The sequence below is a fragment of the Antiquaquibacter oligotrophicus genome, from assembly GCF_020535405.1.
GTDB lineage: Bacteria > Actinomycetota > Actinomycetes > Actinomycetales > Microbacteriaceae > Rhodoglobus > Rhodoglobus oligotrophicus.
Genome location: NZ_CP085036.1, coordinates 1,581,419 through 1,598,176, shown reverse-complemented (window position 1 = coordinate 1,598,176; position 16,758 = coordinate 1,581,419). Strand labels below are relative to the sequence as shown.

The following is a 16,758-nucleotide window of genomic DNA, read 5'->3' as shown; positions in this document are numbered from 1 at the left end:
GTGAGTGCCGGCCGCCTTCGCCTCATGCCGCTCGCAAGGCGATCGTTGGCGAGAGCCGGGATGCGCTCACCGCGGGATACAGTCCTGCGACGATGCCGACGAGAAGCGCGATGACGGGCCCACCCACGACCACCTCAACGGGGATGACCGGAGAATGACCACCGAGGAGAGCCGGGACGGCAACGACTGCCGCTCCCGCCGCGGCACCCGCGACTCCTCCGATTCCTGCGATCGTGATCGCCTCCCCGACGAACTGTGCGGCGATCTGACCAGACCGGGCGCCGAGCGCTCGTCGCAACCCGATCTCACCGCGGCGCTCGAGCACCGCGACGACCATGGTGTTGGCGATACCGATGCCGCCGACGAAGAGCGCGATGGCGGCGAGCCCCACGGCGAGGCCGGAGAGCGAGTCGCTCGTCGCCTCCCGCGCTCCCGCGAGATCCGAGAGCTTCGAGACCTGAACGTAGGGCGAGAGGGGGTTCGCCGCGCGGCCTGCGACATCCCGAACGGAGGACGCGGCATCCGGAGCCGATCGAACGTAGAGGGAGTCGATGCGGTCCGTCTCGTCCGCTGGCACCACATGCTCGTTCGCCCACCGATCGCCGAGAAAGGCGGCAGAATCGATCTGCTCGGCAAGGCCCGCGGAATCCAGGATGCCCACAACCGAGTACCACGCGCCTCCGATCCACACGCGCACGCCGACCTCCGAGACCCCCAGCCGCGATGCGGCCCCGGAGCCGAGGACCGTGACGGGCAGACCGCGCGTCGCCTCGTCAAACCACTCACCCGCCGCAATCGAGCCCTCGATCGCCGACAACAGGCCGGGGTCCGCCGAGTACACGGTGAGGCCGTTCGTTTGGCCGGGCGGTACGAGGTCGGTGCGGTACACGTGCACATCATCGGGGAGCTTGCCGAGCACGCCCACCTCCTCGACGTCATCCAGTCGCTCGAGCATTCCCGGCGCGGTCTCGGGGAGGGGAACGAGCTGGTTGTCGGGCCCGTACCCCGGTGAGACGACGAGCAGATTGGCACCGAGACCATCCAGCTCCGCGAGCAATTGCGCACGGTTCGTTGCGGCGATGCCGCTGATCGCGGTGAGAGCGGCGATCCCGACGGCCACCCCGAGCGCGGAGAGAACCGTCCGCAGCGGACGACTTCGCGGACCGATGAGTGCGGTGCGCACCTGATCGGCGAAGCTCAAACGCACCGCGCTCATGCGGCTTCCTCCACAAGATGACCGTCGTGGATGCGAACCTGACGCTCCATTCGCGCAGCGATGCCGGAGTCGTGCGTGATGATCGCGACGGCGGTACCACTCGCCGCGACACCCGTGAGGAGTTCGAGAATGCTCTCGCCCGTGGCCGAGTCGAGGGCGCCCGTCGGCTCATCGGCGAACAGCACGGCAGGGTCGCGAACGAGGGCGCGCGCAATCGCGACGCGCTGTTGCTCCCCACCCGACAATTGGCCGGGCCGGTGATCAAGCCGGTGACCGAGGCCCACTCGGTGCAGGGCTTCAACGGCTCGCTCGCCGCGCTCGCGGGCGGGCGTTCCCGAGTAGAGGAGACCGAGCGCCACGTTGTCGACGGCTCCGAGCGACGGGAGCAGAAAGAACTGCTGGAACACGAAGCCGATACGCCGGGCTCGAAGTGCGGCGCGCTCGCGCTCACCGAGGTTCGCGACATCCGTGCCATCGATGAGCACACTCCCCGACGTCGGCTCGTCGAGGGTGCCCATGATGGAGAGCATCGTCGTTTTGCCAGACCCGGATGCACCGACCACGGCTACGAGTTCGCCCGCCGCTATCGACAGACTCACGCCGTGGAGCACACGCAACGGCGGCGAACCCGGGTAGTCCTTCGTCACGTCCACGAGTTCGACAACGCTCACGATGCCACCACCACGAGATCCCCCTCGACGAGTTCGTCACTCAGCACCTGCACACGAGTGTCGGCGATAAGCCCGAGCTCAACGGGAATGCGGACCGTCTCGCCGTCGCGCAGCACATCGACTGCGTAGCCGTCGTCGGCGGTCGCGAGCAACGCGGTCACCGGCACGACGAGCGCGTCAGGCGCCTCGGATGCCGCGAGTGTTACCTTCACGGCGCGCAAGCCGATCCCGACCGCAGCCGTCGGGTCCTCCAGATCGACATCGGCACTGGGGGACGTGGTTTTACCCTCCTCGCCCGTCGGCGCACCGCCGGGGTCGATGGCACTGATGCTGCCGGCGAGCTGCGTGCCGTCCGGCAGGGTAACCGTCACGGCGGTTGCCGGTTGGAGCTCCCGCGCCTGAGCGTCGGTGAGTTTCGCCACCACACGAAGGCGAGTGCTGGAGTAACTCAAAGGGCTGACGCCCGCCGAGTCTCCGAGTGTTGCCGTGACCTTGTCGATACGGATCGAATCTGACGCGACAGCGACGAGGTCGCCAAATGCGATCACACCCGTCTCTTCCACCCCGATGCTCTCCTGCCAATCCTTGACCCGTTCCTCGGTCACCCTCGTGAACTCCTCGTCAACGGTGAGGTCCTCACCGAAACCTGCCGCGGCGAGGAACTCTTCGAGCTGTCGCACATCGGCGCCGTCGGGGATGCCCTGCGCCAAGGTTCGCCAGAACGGCCGGTCGCCGCGCACTGCGATGACGGGAAGGCCATCGACCTCGTACACACGGTGCCCAACAGCGATCTCGTCACCCGCGCGCGGCAGCGCCGTGACGACGCCGGAACGACCGGGCAACTCGACGGCGGTGCCGTAGCTCAGGGTGCCGTTGAGGATGAGGTTCGACGTGAGGGTCGTGCGCTCGACCGCGGCCGTGATGGCGTCGGTCGGGGCATCCGGATCACCGGCCACCGTGCGCCACGGTTGCCAGACGATGGCCGTCGCGGCAACCGCGATCACCGCGGCACCGCCAATCACAGCGACCAGCCGCCCGCGTCTCACTCGCTCACCTCCGACGTCGTGCCCATCGTGATCATGCCGCCGTTGCCGAACTCCTCGAGCACGCTCATCCAGTCGAAGTCGAACGCCTCGACGGACTCCTGGGAAATGCCCGGCATAAAACCGTCCTCGGGCACACACGCCTCGAGCAATGTGCGGAACTCGTCTTCGGTGATGCCGATCGGGAAGGTCACCATTCCGTTCTCATCCGGATCGGCGAAGTCGACGTAACCCTCGTCCCGCGCGCACGCGGCGAAGTCGAGACCGGCCTGGATGATCTGCTCACCGGTCACCATCTCCATCTCCTCACCACCGAGGTCTGGTGCCCCCTGCTCGAAGTCCGGCACCTGGGCCTCGCAGTCGGCCCACGCGGCTCGCATGCCGCCGTCCTCGGGATAGGCGTCAGCGGAATCCGCCGCCATCCACGCTCCATCGTCATCCATGAACACGGCGGCCGAGGGAGCGACGGAACCGTCGCCCGACGGAACGGGAGCTTCAATGGTCCCCGACTCCTGCGAGCCCATCTCCGGCATGAGCAAGCCGACCTGCCCTCCCTCGAAGATCTTCGCCGTCTGGCCCGACGCGGTAAGGCACGCAACGAACTTGCCTGCCGCGTCGGGACTGGAGACCGCACCCGGGTCTGTTGTGCATCCGGCGAGCAGGCCCGCCGTGATGGCGACCACACCGATAGCGGGAATCGTGAGCTTCATGGGAGTTCCTTCCGTCACGTCGCGGAACGTCCGCGACTCAGACAGTTCTACGAATCGGCTGGTTTGCTGCCGGTGTGACTGCGCCTAACCGCGACCTAACCGCCGCTTCTGACAATGGGTCCATGAGACTTCTGCTGGTGGAGGACGAAACCGAACTCGCCGACTCGTTGGCCACCGGGTTGCGACGCGAGGGCTACCTCGTCGATGTCGCCACCGACGGTGCTCGCGCACTTTCCCTCGCCGCCCAGAACGAGGTCGATGTCATCGTCCTCGACCGCGACCTCCCGCAGCTGAGCGGGGATGCCGTGTGTCGAACACTCGTGGCCCAGCAGTACCCGGCCCGCATTCTTATGCTCACGGCCGCGGGCACCCTCGATGATCGTGTCGCTGGGCTCGACCTCGGCGCCGACGACTATCTCGCCAAGCCGTTCGCGTATCTCGAACTCCTGGCGCGTATCCGCGCGCTCGGTCGACGCTCGCCCTCGACCGCTGTTGTGCTGGAGCACTCCGGCGTTCGCATCGATGGATCGCGCCGGATCGCCGAACGCGACGGGCATCCCGTGCAGCTCACAATCAAGGAGTTCGGCGTGCTCGAAATCCTTCTGAGCGCAGGCGGCGGGTGGGTGAGCGCCGACGAGTTACTGGACGCGGTGTGGGATGAGCCGCTCGAGCGCACGCGGGGAGTGGTCAAGATCGTCGTCCACACCCTGCGACGAAAGCTCGGCCCGCCCGGGGTTATCCAGTCCGCGCCAGGGTACGGCTACCGAATGGGGGAATCGTGAGACGCCGGTTGGCCTTCCGCACACGACTGGCCATCATCATCACGACAACCTTCGTGGCGGCGGGAGCCGCGCTCCTCGCCGTGCAGTACGTCGTCGTGCAAGGGTTGTTCGCGTCCGCGGTCAGTGTGACGATGGTCAGCTGCGCCGCCGTGCCGCCGGGGGATGTGCTCGACATCGAGATCTCGATAGACGACACCGGATGCTCGAGCCCCTCAGTCGCGGGCGTGTCCCCCACGACCCCCGTCGACGCCGGCACGACCGACGTCGTCGGTGCCGTCCTCCAGCAGTCCCAGTTTCTGTCCGACGAGATCGTCGGCGGCCTGCTCGTCTCCTCCATCGTGAGTCTCATCGTCTTCGCGGGTATCGCCGCCTGGATCGCGTCGTGGCTCGCACGACGATCGCTCGACCGCATCGGCGAGGTCACCTCCGCGACGCGCGACATCACCGAGCACGATCTCGATCGCAGGCTCCAGCTGCCCGGTCCCCATGACGAGATCAAGGAACTCGGTGACACCATCGACGAGATGCTCGATCGCCTACAACTGGCTTTCGCTGCCCGCGATCGTTTTGTTGCCAACGCCTCCCACGAACTGCGGACACCCCTGACGACTACACGCACGGCGCTCGAAGTTCCGCTCGAGCATGGCGATGTGCCGGAAACTCTCGAGCCGGCGGTGCGCCGCGCCATCCGTGCCACCGAGCACAGCGAGCGACTTATTGCCGCCCTGCTCTCGCTCTCTCGCGCACGGCACGGTTCGGACGACGTCGAGCCTGTCAGCCTCGGTGCTGTCGTGCTCGCCGAACTCGAGGAACTGGACGATACCGGCGACCTCACCGTGGACGTCGACGTCTCGGATACGACGGTGCTCGGGGACACCACACTCATCGCCCGAGCGGTGCGCAACCTCCTCGACAATGCCATTCGACACAACGTGTCGGGAGGGTGGGTGCGTGTCCGGGTCGCCGAGGGAACGCTGCTCGTGGAGAATTCGGGTGCCACGATCGACGAGGAGAGCGTCGCGCTCCTCACCGAGCCGTTCTACCGCGGAGCGGACAGCCGGCTCTCCGGTCGGGGCCACGGCCTCGGTCTCGCGATAGTCGACGGAATCGCCCAGCGGCACGGCGGCTCACTCACGCTCGACGCCCGTCCGACCGGCGGACTCTCGGCGAGCCTCCGATTGCCCCTTATCGACGCCTGATCCGCCGTTACTTCTCGCCGCGGAGCGCTCGCGCGAGGGTGGGGGCGTCCCACGGACCGGTGTGACGCCGGCCGTTGACGAAGAACGTGGGCACCGACGTGATGTCCATGGCTTCGGCATCGAGCACGTCGTCCTGCACGCGGTTGGCGATCTCGGGGGAGCGCAGGTCGTTGGCGAACTTCTCCACATCGAGCCCGAGTTCCTCCGCCCGGCGCATCATGTCGCGCGGAAGCTGGTGGTCTTGGTCGGAGAAGAGGCTCCGTGAGAACTGCGGGAAGGCACCCTGAAGGCCCGCGGCCTCGGCGGCCTCGGCCGCGGCGAGCGCGTTCGGGTGGCTTTCGATGAGCGGCGCATGACGCCAGACGTAGAGGAGATCGTCTCCGAGGTTCGCGCGGAGCTCCTCGATGGAACCGGAGGCCTTCGAGCAGAACGGGCACTGGAAGTCGCCGTACTCCACGAGCGTGAGCGGGGCATCCGGTCGGCCGTAGGTGTGATCCTTCGCCGGATCGATGGGCCGCGCGAGCACGGCGCCGATCTCCTCGTCGCTTCGGCGACCGTCGGTGATCCGGAAGACGATCGTGGCGAGGATCAGGGCGATCACCGAGGCGGCAAGCACACCCACCCTCGCTTCGTTCTGTGCGGCGGGGTCGTCAATGGCGAGGTCGACGATGAAGAGGGAGATGGTGAATCCGATACCGCACAGGGCTGCACCGCCAGCGATGCGACCGAGGGTCAGACCCGGCCCGAAGTCCCCCAGCTTGAAGTACTTGAGGACGGCCGACGCCCCGTAGACACCGACGAACTTTCCGGCCACGAGACCGGCGACGATGCCCCAGGTGATGGGGGACATCGCCGCGGCCGCGAGGATCTCCGGCGAGATCTCCACCCCCGCGTTGGCGAGGGCGAACAGCGGAAGGATGACGAACGCGATGTACGGCGCATACGCCGACTGCAGTCGCTCATTGATCGAAATCGACTCGCGCAGACTGTTGGCGGCCTGTCGCGCGTACTCAGAGTTGGGCGACTGACGGAACATGTGGGCAAGGTCCAGGGCCTGCTCAACGTCGCGACGGTCTGGCCGGTAGACGGGGATGAGGAGCGCGATAGCGACACCCGCGAGGGTGGGATGCACACCGGAAGCGAGGAACGACATCCACACGATGATTGCGAGCGTCACGTAGATGGGGCCGCGGCCGCGCTGCAGGTAGCGCACGAGGTAGATACCGGCGAGACCGACAGCGCCGACCACGAGCGGGAGTGGCGCGAAGTTCTCCGTGTAGACGAAGGCGATGATGCTGAGGGCGCCGATGTCGTCGACCACGGCGAGGGTGAGAAGGAAGAGGCGCAAACGACCGGGCGCGCGCGGACCGATGAGGGCGAGCGCCCCGACGAGGAACGCCGTGTCCGTCGAGATGACGATTCCCCAGGCGTGCGCCTGGCCGGAGTCGAGGTTGAAGAGAACAAAGATGATCGCGGGCACCGCAAGGCCCGCGATCGCTGCCGTCACGGGGATGATCGCACGCGACCATTTGGTGAGCTCGCCGATCGCGAACTCACGTCGCACCTCGAGCCCGACGGAGAAGAAGAAGATCGCCATGAGGGCATCGTTGACGAGAGCGTGCAGCGTGAACTCGAAACGCAGATCCTCGAGACCGATGACGAGGTGGGTCTCCCAGAAGTGGTGGTAACTGCTCTCGGGGAGATTGGCCCACACGATCGCGACAATCGTGGCAATCACGAGGAGAAGCGCACCGATGCGTACCTCACCGAGCGCGCGTACCTTCTCCGCGATCGTGGGGTGCCGTCGGTGCGAACGCCCGCGCTCGGGGTCGGCTGCCGATGACGTATCGGTGATCGTGAGACTCAACTGATCTCCCCTCGCGCGCGGCACATTCTGAGAGCCAGTATGGTGCACCCTCGCGCCAGCATGTGCGCCGCGCCTTAATCCCAGATGTTGGGGGCTTCTGCGCGGGTACTCGGGAGGGCGACATCGGATGCCCACCGCTGAACCCACTCGGGCGGCGTGAGAGACGCGGCATCCACACCGAGAAGCGCAGCAACCTCGTCGGATTTCACCACCCCGCGCCCTCGCCGGAGGAACCGCCCGCGTGTCATCGCCGACGCGTAGATCTCGCCGTCGACCACAAAACGCTGCTCGCAGTAGACGGCGAGGGCATCCATACCGACGAGTCGTGTCTCGAGATCGAATCGCTGCCATGGCTCGAGCGACTTGCGGAAGCTGATGGTCTCCGATGCCATCACCGGATAGACGCCCTCGGCGCGCAGCTTCGACCAGGCGCCGGCGCGCACCATGAGGTCCATCCGTCCGAGGTCCATCATCGAGAGGTACACGCCGTTGTTGAGGTGACCGAGCACGTCGAGGTCGGTGGGGAGCACACGCAACGTGATGCTTGCGACATCGGTTGCGGCGATGCGGGGTGCTCGTCTGCTGAGAAAGAGATGCAGGAGGGTGCGGAAGAAGAGGTGCACGGCGGCAGGCTAACGCACGAATGCGCCCCGCGAGAGTTCGCGAGGCGCATTCGTGAAGGAGGGGATTAGCTGCAGGTGATGGTTCCGCCACCCTCGAGTTCGTAGATGCCGGGCTCGAGGCCTTCGCACAGGCCGGCAATGGCGCCAGCACCGAGAACCACCGCGAGGATGACTCCGATGATCGTGAGGACAAAAAGCACGAGGCCGACGATGATCGCCGCGGTGGCGGGGCCGTTCGACACCCCTGCCCTCTTGGACTGGCTTTTGGCGACGAAGCCGAGGATCGCGCCGATGAGGTTGAAGGGGAAAGCCACGATGAGAGCGATGATTCCGAGGGTCTTACCGTCGGATGCCGGTGGTGCTGCGGGTGCTGGGGCCGGTGCGGGCGGCGGAGTGCTCGCCGCGGGGGTGGGCTCGGGGGCTGCCGGAGGTGTCACGTCGGTCATTGCTGTTCTCCTCGTATCTCAGGGGGATGACTCACGTGAGTCGATGTGCCCCCGACCTTAGTGGTGAAGAGGCCTCGTGCACTACGGGTTCCGCAACACGGCATGATGGAGGTATGAGCATTGGCATCCTCACGAGTGGTGGAGACTGCCCCGGCCTCAACGCGGTCATCCGCGGTGCGGTCCTCAAGGGCATCCAGATCTACGACAAAGAGTTCGTCGGCTTCAAGGACGGCTGGCGTGGTGTCGTCGAGGGTGACGTCGTCCCGCTCGAACGCAAAGACATTCAGGGCATCGCCAAGCAGGGCGGCACGATCCTCGGTACGAGCCGCACGAACCCGTTCGAGGGCGACGGCGGACCGGATCGCATCAAAGAGAACATGGATCGACTCGGCGTCGAGTCGCTCATCGCGATCGGTGGAGAGGGCACTCTCGCTGCTGCCAAGCGCCTGACGGATGCCGGTATCAAGATCGTCGGTGTGCCGAAGACCGTCGACAACGACCTCTCCGCGACGGACTACACGTTCGGCTTCGACACGGCGGTGCAGATCGCGACGGACGCCATGGACCGCCTTCGCACAACGGGCGACTCGCACGGTCGGTGCATGGTCGCCGAAGTCATGGGTCGTCACGTCGGCTGGATCGCACTTCACTCGGGTATGGCATCGGGCGCGCACGCGATCCTCATCCCCGAGCAGAAGACCAGCATGGATCAGATCATCCGCTGGGTGGAATCCGCTCGTGCCCGCGGACGCGCGCCGCTGGTTGTTGTCGCCGAGGGGTTCAAGCTCGACACGATGGATGACGCGCACTCCGAGCGCGGACTCGACGCCTTCGGCCGCCCCCGTCTCGGAGGCATTGGCGACGTGCTCGCACCCGAGATCGAGGCCCGCACGGGAATCGAGACGCGTGCGACCACCCTCGGGCACATCCAGCGCGGCGGCACCCCCACCGCGTACGACCGCGTGCTCGCCACCCGCTACGGAATGGCCGCGGTCGACTCGGTTGTGCACAACCACTGGGGCCGCATGGTCTCGCTGCGCGGCACGTCGATCACCCACGTCGCGTTCGAGGATGCGCTCGGCACCCTCAACGTTGTGCCGCAATCCCGGTACGACGAGGCGGCCATCCTCTTCGGTTAAGTCCCCGTCCACACGCGGCCGCGGGTATACGCTCACCCCATGAACGTGGGATTCGCCGTAGCGGCAAGCGTGCTGGTGGGGCTTGGCGCCATCATCCATCTGTACATCTTTGTGCTCGAGAGCATCCGGTGGTCGCGCCCCTCAACGTGGCGCACCTTCGGTGTCGGCAGCCAGGCGGACGCCGACACGGTGAAGCCGATGGCCTTCAACCAGGGGTTCTACAACCTCTTCCTCGCGATCGGTGTGGCGGTGGGCATCGTGCTTTTCTGGGCGGGGATGCCCGAGGCCGGCGCCGCGCTCATCTTCCTCGCCGCGGGAAGTATGGTCGGAGCGGCTCTCGTGCTCATCGCGAGTTCACCGAAGCTCGCGCGACCGGCACTCATTCAGGGTCTCGCTCCGCTGCTGGGAATCGTGTCGCTCGTCATCGCGTTGACTACGGCGTGACAGATTTCAACTCCGCGATCATCGCCGACTTCCGTGCCAATGGTGGTTACGTCGGTGCGCCGTTCCACAGCGACAAGCTCGTACTCCTGCATCACGTGGGCGCCAAGTCGGGCGTGGAACGAGTCAGCCCGCTCATGAGCTTCCCCGGTGACGACAACTGGATCGTCGTCGCCTCCAAGGGTGGGGCACCCGAGAATCCCGGGTGGTACTACAACCTCCTCGCCCACCCCGACACCGTCATCGAGTACGGCAACGAAACCGTGCCAGTTCACGCAACGGTGGTCGAGGGTGCCGAACGCGACGACCTGTGGAGGTACATCACCTCGGTTAACGCAGGATTCGCGAGCTACGAAAAGAAGACATCTCGCACGATCCCCCTCGTGAGGCTCACCCGTCGCTGACGGCCTACCTCGCCGCGCGCTCCACGAGAGCGTCAATGAGCGAGTCGGCCGATCGGTCCTCGGCGATGAGGTCTACGCGCAGACCAGCAGCGCGCGCGTCGAAGGCGGTGCGCGGACCGATACACGCGACGATGATGCCGTCGGGCAGGGGAGCCAACTGCTCGGCGATCTGGCGCGCGACGGAGCCGGAACTCACGAGAATTGCCGACATACGACCGGAAGCGACATCCGTTCGCACCGAGTCCGACACGGCAACACCCACGGTTCGATACGCCGCGACAAAGGTGGGGTCGAGTCCGAGCTTGCGAAGCCCGGATACGAGAGTGGGCTCGGCAATGTCGGACTGAGGGACGAGCACACGCCCGCCGCCGGAGGCCGGCCACTCCTTCACGAGACCTCGAGCAGAGTTGTCGCGCTGCGGCACAAAATCGACGCGATACCCGGCGAGTTGGAGAGCGGCAGCCGTTGTCTCTCCGACGGCGGCAACACGCGTCGACTCGGGGAGAGTGACGCCGTGCCCTGCCAGAACGTCGACGGTTGTCGCACTCGTCACGACGAGCCACTCGAACTGTCCATCGGCGAGTTCGTGCAGCGCGTTGGCCAGCGCCGCTCCGTCATCCGCGCTCGCAAAGTTGATCATGGGCGCGATGACGGGGGTCGCGCCGAGTTGACGCAGGGTCGCCGCGACGCCGTCGCCCCACTTACCGCCTCGAGGCACTAGCACGCGCCATCCGGCGAGCGGTTTGGGTGCCATGCGTCTATCCTCCCCCCGTAGGGGAGTGGGACGCGAATCGAGGCGCCCCGCCGGTCAGTCGTCGCTCAGAACTGCCCACGCCACGAGGCCAGCCACCACAACCGCCGCACCGACGGCGCCAACGATCCACGGAATCGGGTTCGCCTCGTACGAGGCTTTGGCCTTGGCGGTGAGTTCCTCGACACGCTTGGGCACGTTGAGCTTGTCTTCGATCGCGTCCAGGGTGTCGCCGAGTCCGGCTCGTGCGGCAGCTACGCGCTCTTCAACGGGTAGGTCGGTCATGATCAGTCTCGCCTTCCTGTTCCTTGGATAACGCTGACATCCTTTTTGATGCTCTCGACAGTGTTCTTAGGGCCCTGTGCGCCCTTCTTGAGTGACGCGATACCGATAGCCACGAGGATGCCCGCGATCACGAGAAGCGCCCCCGCGACGATGAGAGCTGCCGCCCATGCGGGCAGGACCTCCCCTAGCCCGAGGATGGCCGCCGTGATGAAGGCTGCGAGCGCGAAAAAAAGGAACAGTCCGGCACCGACGAGGAAACCGATGCCGATTCCTGCCTGTGCCGCGCGCTGCGCGAGCTCCTTCTTGAGCTGGTCGAGTTCGGCCCTCAGGAGGTCAACGAGATACCCCGGCAGGTCTGCGATGAGTGCGAAAAGCGAACGCTTGGGGCGGGGAGGGACGCCGGACATAACCGACTACTTCGCCGTGGACGACTTCGCAGACGTCGACTTCGACGCCGTCGAACGCGAGCCACTCGACTTGGCGGGCGCCTTCGTCGATGACCCCGATGCCTTCGAGACAACCTTCTTCGCGCCGTCGGCGAGGAATTCTGCGACCTCCGGGGCCTTGTCCTTCACGAAGTCCTGCGCGTCGTCGACACGCTTCTGAACCCGCGGATCGTTCCACAGCTTCGAGGCTGCCGACTTGATTTGCTCGTACTTCTCGCGACCGGCGCGGGTTCCGAGAACATAGCCGACCCCCAGGCCGACTACGAAGAGGATCTTGCCTCGCATGGTGTCTCCCTCATTCGGTAGTCGTGGTGCTGACGCCTCCACCTTAGACCTCGCGTGTCTATGCCACGAAGGGAATGCAGAGGGGTTGACAGCGGCGGGGGATCCGTCGCAGGGTCACACCGCGCTTGCGGCCGCAGCGGCAGCTGCCGGCAACGCATCCAGGATGCGGTCGAGTGCCGCAGCGTCGTGGGCCGCCGAGACGAACCACGCTTCGTAGACACTCGGCGGCAACGACACCCCCGCGCTCAGCATGGAGTGGAAGAAGGGCGCGTAGCGGAACGCGTCTTGTTGCTTCACCTCGGCGTAGTTGGTGGGTGCCGTCGAACGGAACGCGATGGAGAAGAGATTGCCCGCGCGTTGGATGCTGTGGTCCACCCCCTCCGCGGAGAGTGCAGCCGAGACGGCGGAGGAGAGGGTTGCCGCCGTCGCATCGAGGTGGGAGTAGACCGCGGCATCCGCGTTCTTGAGGGTGGTGAGCCCCGCGGCGACGGCGACGGGATTACCGCTGAGTGTTCCCGCCTGGTACACCGGGCCGAGCGGGGCGAGCAAGTCCATCACGGCGGCACGACCACCGAGGGCGGCGAGCGGCAGGCCGCCTCCGATGACCTTGCCGTAGGTGACAAGGTCGGGCGAGTAGTCGCCGTCGAGCCCGAGCCAGCCGGAGGGCGAGACACGGAAGCCCGTGAGCACCTCGTCGAGGATGACGAGGGCGCCGTGGTTGTGGGCGATCTCGGTGAGGTCTCGGTTGAAGCCGGGGGCCGGCGCAACCACTCCCATGTTCGCCGGCGCCGCCTCGACGATGACGGCCGCGATCTCGTGACCACGCTCGGCGAAGAGCTCACGCACCGCATCGAGATCGTTGTAGCCGATGACGATCGTCTGCGCGGCGATGGGTGCCGGCACGCCAGCCGAACCGGGGATCGCGAGAGTCGCGAGGCCCGAGCCGCCCTCAGCGAGGAGGCCGTCGGAGTGACCGTGGTAGTGCCCGGCGAACTTCACGAGCAGGTCGCGACCGGTCGCCCCGCGCGCGAGGCGGATCGCCGTCATGGTCGCCTCGGTGCCCGTCGAGACGAGCCGGAGCTTTTCGAGATAACGGGTTCCCACACGGTCGATCACGAGCTCGGCGAGCTCGGTCTCGCCCGGTGTGGATGCCCCGAAGCCGAGTCCGCGTGCGGCGGCATCCTGCACCGCGGCGATCACGGCGGGGTGCGCGTGACCGAGGATGGCCGGACCCCACGATCCGACGAGATCGACGTACTCGCGACCCTCGACGTCGGTGACGTACGGACCGCGCGCCGAGACGAAGGAGCGGGGCGCGCCGCCGACGGAACCGAACGCGCGCACTGGCGAGTTGACACCACCCGGCAGCACGGCTCTGGCTCGCTCGAAGGCCTGCTCATTGGTGATCGACTCGGTCATCGAAGACTCCTTGCGAGCTCGAGGGCGAAGTAGGTGAGTACGGCATCCGCGCCGGCACGCTTGATCGACAGGACCGATTCGGCGATCGCTCGCTCACGATCGATCCAGCCGTGCGCCGCAGCCGCCTCGATCATCGCGTACTCGCCCGAGACCTGGTACGCCCACACGGGAACGGGGCTGATCGCGGCCGCCTGAGCGAGCACGTCGAGGTAACTCATCGCGGGCTTGACCATCACGATGTCGGCGCCCTCCTCGACGTCGAGTAGCACCTCGCGCTCGCCCTCCCGCGCGTTGGCGGGATTCAGCTGATAACTGCGCCGGTCCCCCTCGAGCGAAGACTGGACCGCTTCGCGGAACGGCCCGTAGAAGGCGGACGCGTACTTTGCCGCGTACCCGAGGAGTGGAACATCCGGATGCCCGGCCGCATCGAGTGCGTCGCGCACGGCCGCGACCTGACCGTCCATCATGCCGCTGAGACCCAGCAGCTGCGACCCGGACTCTGCCTGTGCGATCGCCATGTCGCGGTAGCGCAGCAGGGAGGCGTCGTTGTCGACACGGCCCTCGGCATCGAGAACGCCGCAGTGCCCGTGGTCGGTGAACTCGTCGAGGCACAGGTCCGTCTGCACCACGAGCGCATCCCCCGCCTCGGCGACGACTGCGCGAGTGGCGACATTGAGGATGCCGTCAGGGTCGGTTGCCCCGGAACCCACGGCGTCTTTGTGCTCTGGCACACCGAAGAGCATGACGCCGCCGACGCCCGCCTCCGCAGCCTCGGCGATCGCGCGGCGAAGCGAATCGAGGGAATGCTGCACGACACCGGGCATGGAGGTTACGGGCATCGGCTCGCTTGTACCTTCGCGCACAAACATCGGGAGGACGAGCTCGGCCGGGTGCAGTCGAGTCTCCGCGACCAGTCGGCGCATGGCCGGTGTCGCGCGCAATCGGCGAGGGCGGACGATCATGCCGTCGCCCCGATCAGGTCGGCAGCGCCCTGGTCGAAGAGCTCCGCCGAAACACGCTCGGCGAGTTCGGTCGCCGGATCCTTCGAGTCCGAGACGTAGAGGGCGTGGGAACTCGTGATGTGACCGTCAGGTCCGTAGACACGGGCACTGAGGAAGAGGAGCCCGTCGTCGATGACCGCGTGCGCGCCGACGGGGGCCGAGCATCCCGCTTCGAGAAGTGCGAGCGTGCGGCGCTCCGCCTCGGCGGTCACTCGAGACGTCTTGTGGTCGAGGGCAGCGACGAGTTTCTCCTCGCCCGCACGAACCTCTACAGCCAGCGCACCCTGACCGGGTGCGGTCGGCCAGGGGTTGATATCGAGGAAGTCGGTGACGACTTCGAGGCGACCGAGGCGATCGAGACCGGCGACGGCGAGCACCACCGCGTCGAGTTCGCCCGACGCCACAGTGCCGAGCCGCGTGTCGACGTTTCCGCGCAGGTCGACGATCTCGAGATCCGGACGGCGAGCGCGCAACTGGGCAACGCGGCGGGGCGACCCCGTGCCGACACGAGCGCCCTCGGGGAGAGTCTCGAGGGTCAGTCCGTCGCGAGCGCAGAGTGCATCACGGGCATCCACGCGCTTGGGTACAGCTCCGATCGCGAGGCCGGGGGCCGGCGCCGTCGGCAGATCCTTGAGCGAGTGCACCGCCACGTCGACTCGTCCGTCGAGGAGAGCCTCACGCAGGGCTGCGACAAAAACACCAGCGCCGCCGAGGGAGGCGAGCGGCGCCGTCGAGCGGTCGCCCTCGGTCGCGATGATGACGAGCTCGGTCTGCGCGCCGCGTTTCTCGAGCTCCCGCGCGATCATCCCGGTCTGGGCCCGCGCGAGTTCGCTGCCTCGCGTGCCGATGCGCACGACGGTCACGGCGCGATCCCCGCGAGAGCCGGCTTAAATCCGAGACGGATGTTCTCGCAGCAGCCGGGGCGACACACGTCGTACCAGGGGCCAAGATCGGTGAGTGCCGGTCGTTCGGCGGTCGGTACTCCGTCGCGGCGTTCGAGCACGAGATCGACAAGCCCGCTCACAAAGGCAGCGTGCACACCGGGGGTGGGAACCCGCACCGCGGTGATGCCGTTCTCCTCAGACGTCTCGAGCGCCTCGGTATCGAGGTCCCACTTGACCTCCATGTGATCGGAGATGAACCCGAGCGGAACGATCACGAGACCCTTCACGCCCTGCCCCGCGAGCTCGACGATGCGGTCGTTGATGTCCGGTTCGAGCCACGGCTGCGTCGGCGGCCCGGAGCGGGACTGGTAGACGAGGTCCCACCCGATTCCGTCGGCGACCTCGCGCACCACCACCTCGGCGACCGCGAGATGTTGGGCGGCGTAGGCGCCACCCTCCCCGAAGTCGCGGTCGCGGGGGCCGCTGCGGATCGCGTCATCCGTCGGCACGGAGTGTGTCGCGAACAGTACGTGGATGTGATCGCGCGGGATGCCCTGCGCCTCGAGCGCGGCGATGCCGTCACGCGTGCCCTCGATGAAGGGCTCCACAAAACCGGGGTGGTCGAAGAACTGGCGCACCTTGTCGATCTGGATGACCCCGCCGAGGCCGGTCTCCTCGAGAGCCATCGCGTAATCCTCGCGGTACTGGCGGCAACTCGAATAGGAGCTGTAGGCACTCGTGCCGACGGCGATGAGTTTCGTGAACCCGCGCTCGTGCGCTTCGGTGAGGGCATCCCGAAGGTACGGGTCCCAGTTGCGGTTGCCCCACAGCACCGGCAGGTCGATGCCGCGCTTCGCGAGCTCCGCCTCGAGGGCTGCCTTGAGTTCACGGTTCTGGTCGTTGATGGGGCTCACGCCGCCGAACGCACGGTAGTGGTGCGCGACCTCCTCGAGGCGCTCCTCGGGGATTCCGCGGCCGCGCGTCACGTTGCGGAGGAAGGGGATCACGTCGTCCTGCCCCTCGGGGCCGCCGAAGCTCGCGAGCAGGATCGCGTCGTAGGCGACGGGCTCCTCCACGTGCTCGGGGCCGGATGATGCGGCAGGGGTTGCGCCGGGCACGAGTCGCCCAACCTCACCGTTTGTCAGC

At 66.9% G+C, this 16,758-nt stretch carries 20 protein-coding genes; 5 read left to right on the top strand and 15 right to left on the bottom strand.

The window, feature by feature from the left end; translation table 11 throughout:
- Positions 1-22: 22 nt before the first annotated feature.
- The 4 genes from LH407_RS07975 to LH407_RS07960 are packed head-to-tail and all read right to left on the bottom strand — an operon-like array spanning position 23 to position 3,640.
- On the bottom strand, positions 23-1,216 hold the full coding sequence (locus LH407_RS07975; protein WP_322134520.1) for an ABC transporter permease: 1,194 nt from the start codon (positions 1,214-1,216) through the stop codon (positions 23-25).
- Positions 1,213-1,887, bottom strand: coding sequence for an ABC transporter ATP-binding protein (locus tag LH407_RS07970; RefSeq protein ID WP_322134521.1), 675 nt, complete (start codon positions 1,885-1,887; stop codon positions 1,213-1,215). Before LH407_RS07970 ends, LH407_RS07975 begins: the two co-directional genes overlap by 4 nt.
- Positions 1,884-2,933 (bottom strand): peptidoglycan-binding protein, encoded by a 1,050-nt coding sequence (locus LH407_RS07965; protein WP_322134522.1) that lies wholly within the window; start codon positions 2,931-2,933, stop codon positions 1,884-1,886. Before LH407_RS07965 ends, LH407_RS07970 begins: the two co-directional genes overlap by 4 nt.
- Positions 2,930-3,640, bottom strand: coding sequence for a hypothetical protein (locus LH407_RS07960; RefSeq protein WP_322134523.1), 711 nt, complete (start codon positions 3,638-3,640; stop codon positions 2,930-2,932). Before LH407_RS07960 ends, LH407_RS07965 begins: the two co-directional genes overlap by 4 nt.
- 122 nt (positions 3,641-3,762) lie before the next feature.
- On the opposite strand from LH407_RS07960, the gene LH407_RS07955 reads away from it, so the two are divergent.
- Positions 3,763-4,422 carry a response regulator transcription factor gene (locus LH407_RS07955; protein WP_322134524.1) on the top strand — a complete coding sequence of 220 codons (660 nt, stop codon included), beginning with the start codon at positions 3,763-3,765 and terminating at the stop codon, positions 4,420-4,422.
- Positions 4,419-5,621, top strand: a complete 1,203-nt coding sequence (locus LH407_RS07950; protein ID WP_322134525.1) for a sensor histidine kinase — start codon at positions 4,419-4,421, stop codon at positions 5,619-5,621. The genes LH407_RS07955 and LH407_RS07950 overlap by 4 nt, the downstream gene beginning before the upstream one ends.
- 7 nt (positions 5,622-5,628) lie before the next feature.
- On the opposite strand, the gene nhaA is transcribed toward LH407_RS07950, so the two are convergent.
- The 3 genes from nhaA to LH407_RS07935 all read right to left on the bottom strand — a co-directional run bounded on the left by nhaA (position 5,629) and on the right by LH407_RS07935 (position 8,557).
- Positions 5,629-7,488: a Na+/H+ antiporter NhaA gene (nhaA, locus tag LH407_RS07945; RefSeq protein ID WP_322134526.1), complete on the bottom strand. Its 1,860-nt coding sequence runs from the start codon at positions 7,486-7,488 to the stop codon at positions 5,629-5,631.
- 74 nt (positions 7,489-7,562) lie between these two features.
- Positions 7,563-8,111 (bottom strand): acyl-CoA thioesterase, encoded by a 549-nt coding sequence (locus LH407_RS07940; protein WP_322134527.1) that lies wholly within the window; start codon positions 8,109-8,111, stop codon positions 7,563-7,565.
- A gap of 65 nt (positions 8,112-8,176) precedes the next feature.
- Positions 8,177-8,557 (bottom strand): DUF4190 domain-containing protein, encoded by a 381-nt coding sequence (locus tag LH407_RS07935; RefSeq protein WP_322134528.1) that lies wholly within the window; start codon positions 8,555-8,557, stop codon positions 8,177-8,179.
- Between the two features lie 113 nt (positions 8,558-8,670).
- Here LH407_RS07935 and LH407_RS07930 point away from each other — a divergent pair, with 113 nt between their 5' ends.
- Genes LH407_RS07930 through LH407_RS07920 form a run of 3 tightly spaced genes read left to right on the top strand, consistent with a single transcriptional unit; the run spans position 8,671 to position 10,541 of the window.
- Entirely contained in the window at positions 8,671-9,696 is a 1,026-nt protein-coding gene (locus LH407_RS07930; protein ID WP_322134529.1) for a 6-phosphofructokinase, read from the top strand.
- Between the two features lie 39 nt (positions 9,697-9,735).
- Complete coding sequence (locus tag LH407_RS07925; RefSeq protein ID WP_322134530.1) at positions 9,736-10,140, top strand: DUF1304 domain-containing protein; 405 nt, start codon at positions 9,736-9,738, stop codon at positions 10,138-10,140.
- Positions 10,137-10,541: a nitroreductase family deazaflavin-dependent oxidoreductase gene (locus LH407_RS07920; protein ID WP_322134531.1), complete on the top strand. Its 405-nt coding sequence runs from the start codon at positions 10,137-10,139 to the stop codon at positions 10,539-10,541. The genes LH407_RS07925 and LH407_RS07920 overlap by 4 nt, the downstream gene beginning before the upstream one ends.
- Positions 10,542-10,545: 4 nt before the next feature.
- Here LH407_RS07920 and LH407_RS07915 read toward each other — a convergent pair whose 3' ends face one another.
- From LH407_RS07915 to LH407_RS07880, 8 genes are all read right to left on the bottom strand, one after another.
- The gene (locus tag LH407_RS07915; protein ID WP_322134532.1) at positions 10,546-11,295 is read right to left on the bottom strand and encodes a uroporphyrinogen-III synthase; all 750 of its coding nucleotides are present in this window, start codon (positions 11,293-11,295) and stop codon (positions 10,546-10,548) included.
- Positions 11,296-11,349: 54 nt separating this feature from the next.
- Positions 11,350-11,577: a DUF3618 domain-containing protein gene (locus LH407_RS07910; protein ID WP_322134533.1), complete on the bottom strand. Its 228-nt coding sequence runs from the start codon at positions 11,575-11,577 to the stop codon at positions 11,350-11,352.
- Positions 11,578-11,579: 2 nt separating this feature from the next.
- Positions 11,580-11,984 carry a phage holin family protein gene (locus LH407_RS07905; RefSeq protein WP_322134534.1) on the bottom strand — a complete coding sequence of 135 codons (405 nt, stop codon included), beginning with the start codon at positions 11,982-11,984 and terminating at the stop codon, positions 11,580-11,582.
- A gap of 6 nt (positions 11,985-11,990) precedes the next feature.
- Entirely contained in the window at positions 11,991-12,308 is a 318-nt protein-coding gene (locus LH407_RS07900; protein WP_322134535.1) for a YtxH domain-containing protein, read from the bottom strand.
- Between the two features lie 114 nt (positions 12,309-12,422).
- Complete coding sequence (gene hemL, locus LH407_RS07895; RefSeq protein ID WP_322134536.1) at positions 12,423-13,727, bottom strand: glutamate-1-semialdehyde 2,1-aminomutase; 1,305 nt, start codon at positions 13,725-13,727, stop codon at positions 12,423-12,425.
- Positions 13,724-14,689, bottom strand: coding sequence for a porphobilinogen synthase (gene hemB / locus LH407_RS07890; protein ID WP_322134537.1), 966 nt, complete (start codon positions 14,687-14,689; stop codon positions 13,724-13,726). Before hemB ends, hemL begins: the two co-directional genes overlap by 4 nt.
- On the bottom strand, positions 14,686-15,591 hold the full coding sequence (gene hemC, locus LH407_RS07885) for a hydroxymethylbilane synthase (protein WP_322134538.1): 906 nt from the start codon (positions 15,589-15,591) through the stop codon (positions 14,686-14,688). Before hemC ends, hemB begins: the two co-directional genes overlap by 4 nt.
- Positions 15,588-16,757: a ferrochelatase gene (locus LH407_RS07880; protein ID WP_322134953.1), complete on the bottom strand. Its 1,170-nt coding sequence runs from the start codon at positions 16,755-16,757 to the stop codon at positions 15,588-15,590. The genes hemC and LH407_RS07880 overlap by 4 nt, the downstream gene beginning before the upstream one ends.
- Position 16,758 lies beyond the last annotated feature (1 nt).

Coding starts and splice junctions, on each gene's coding strand:
- LH407_RS07960 (WP_322134523.1), bottom strand. CDS start 3,640: ATGAAGCTCACGATTCCCGCTATCGGTGTGGTCGCCATCACGGCGGGC.
- LH407_RS07900 (WP_322134535.1), bottom strand. CDS start 12,308: ATGCGAGGCAAGATCCTCTTCGTAGTCGGCCTGGGGGTCGGCTATGTT.
- LH407_RS07915 (WP_322134532.1), bottom strand. CDS start 11,295: ATGGCACCCAAACCGCTCGCCGGATGGCGCGTGCTAGTGCCTCGAGGC.
- LH407_RS07935 (WP_322134528.1), bottom strand. CDS start 8,557: ATGACCGACGTGACACCTCCGGCAGCCCCCGAGCCCACCCCCGCGGCG.
- hemB (WP_322134537.1), bottom strand. CDS start 14,689: ATGATCGTCCGCCCTCGCCGATTGCGCGCGACACCGGCCATGCGCCGA.
- LH407_RS07910 (WP_322134533.1), bottom strand. CDS start 11,577: ATGACCGACCTACCCGTTGAAGAGCGCGTAGCTGCCGCACGAGCCGGA.
- LH407_RS07975 (WP_322134520.1), bottom strand. CDS start 1,216: ATGAGCGCGGTGCGTTTGAGCTTCGCCGATCAGGTGCGCACCGCACTC.
- LH407_RS07955 (WP_322134524.1), top strand. CDS start 3,763: ATGAGACTTCTGCTGGTGGAGGACGAAACCGAACTCGCCGACTCGTTG.
- LH407_RS07905 (WP_322134534.1), bottom strand. CDS start 11,984: ATGTCCGGCGTCCCTCCCCGCCCCAAGCGTTCGCTTTTCGCACTCATC.
- hemL (WP_322134536.1), bottom strand. CDS start 13,727: ATGACCGAGTCGATCACCAATGAGCAGGCCTTCGAGCGAGCCAGAGCC.
- LH407_RS07930 (WP_322134529.1), top strand. CDS start 8,671: ATGAGCATTGGCATCCTCACGAGTGGTGGAGACTGCCCCGGCCTCAAC.
- LH407_RS07925 (WP_322134530.1), top strand. CDS start 9,736: ATGAACGTGGGATTCGCCGTAGCGGCAAGCGTGCTGGTGGGGCTTGGC.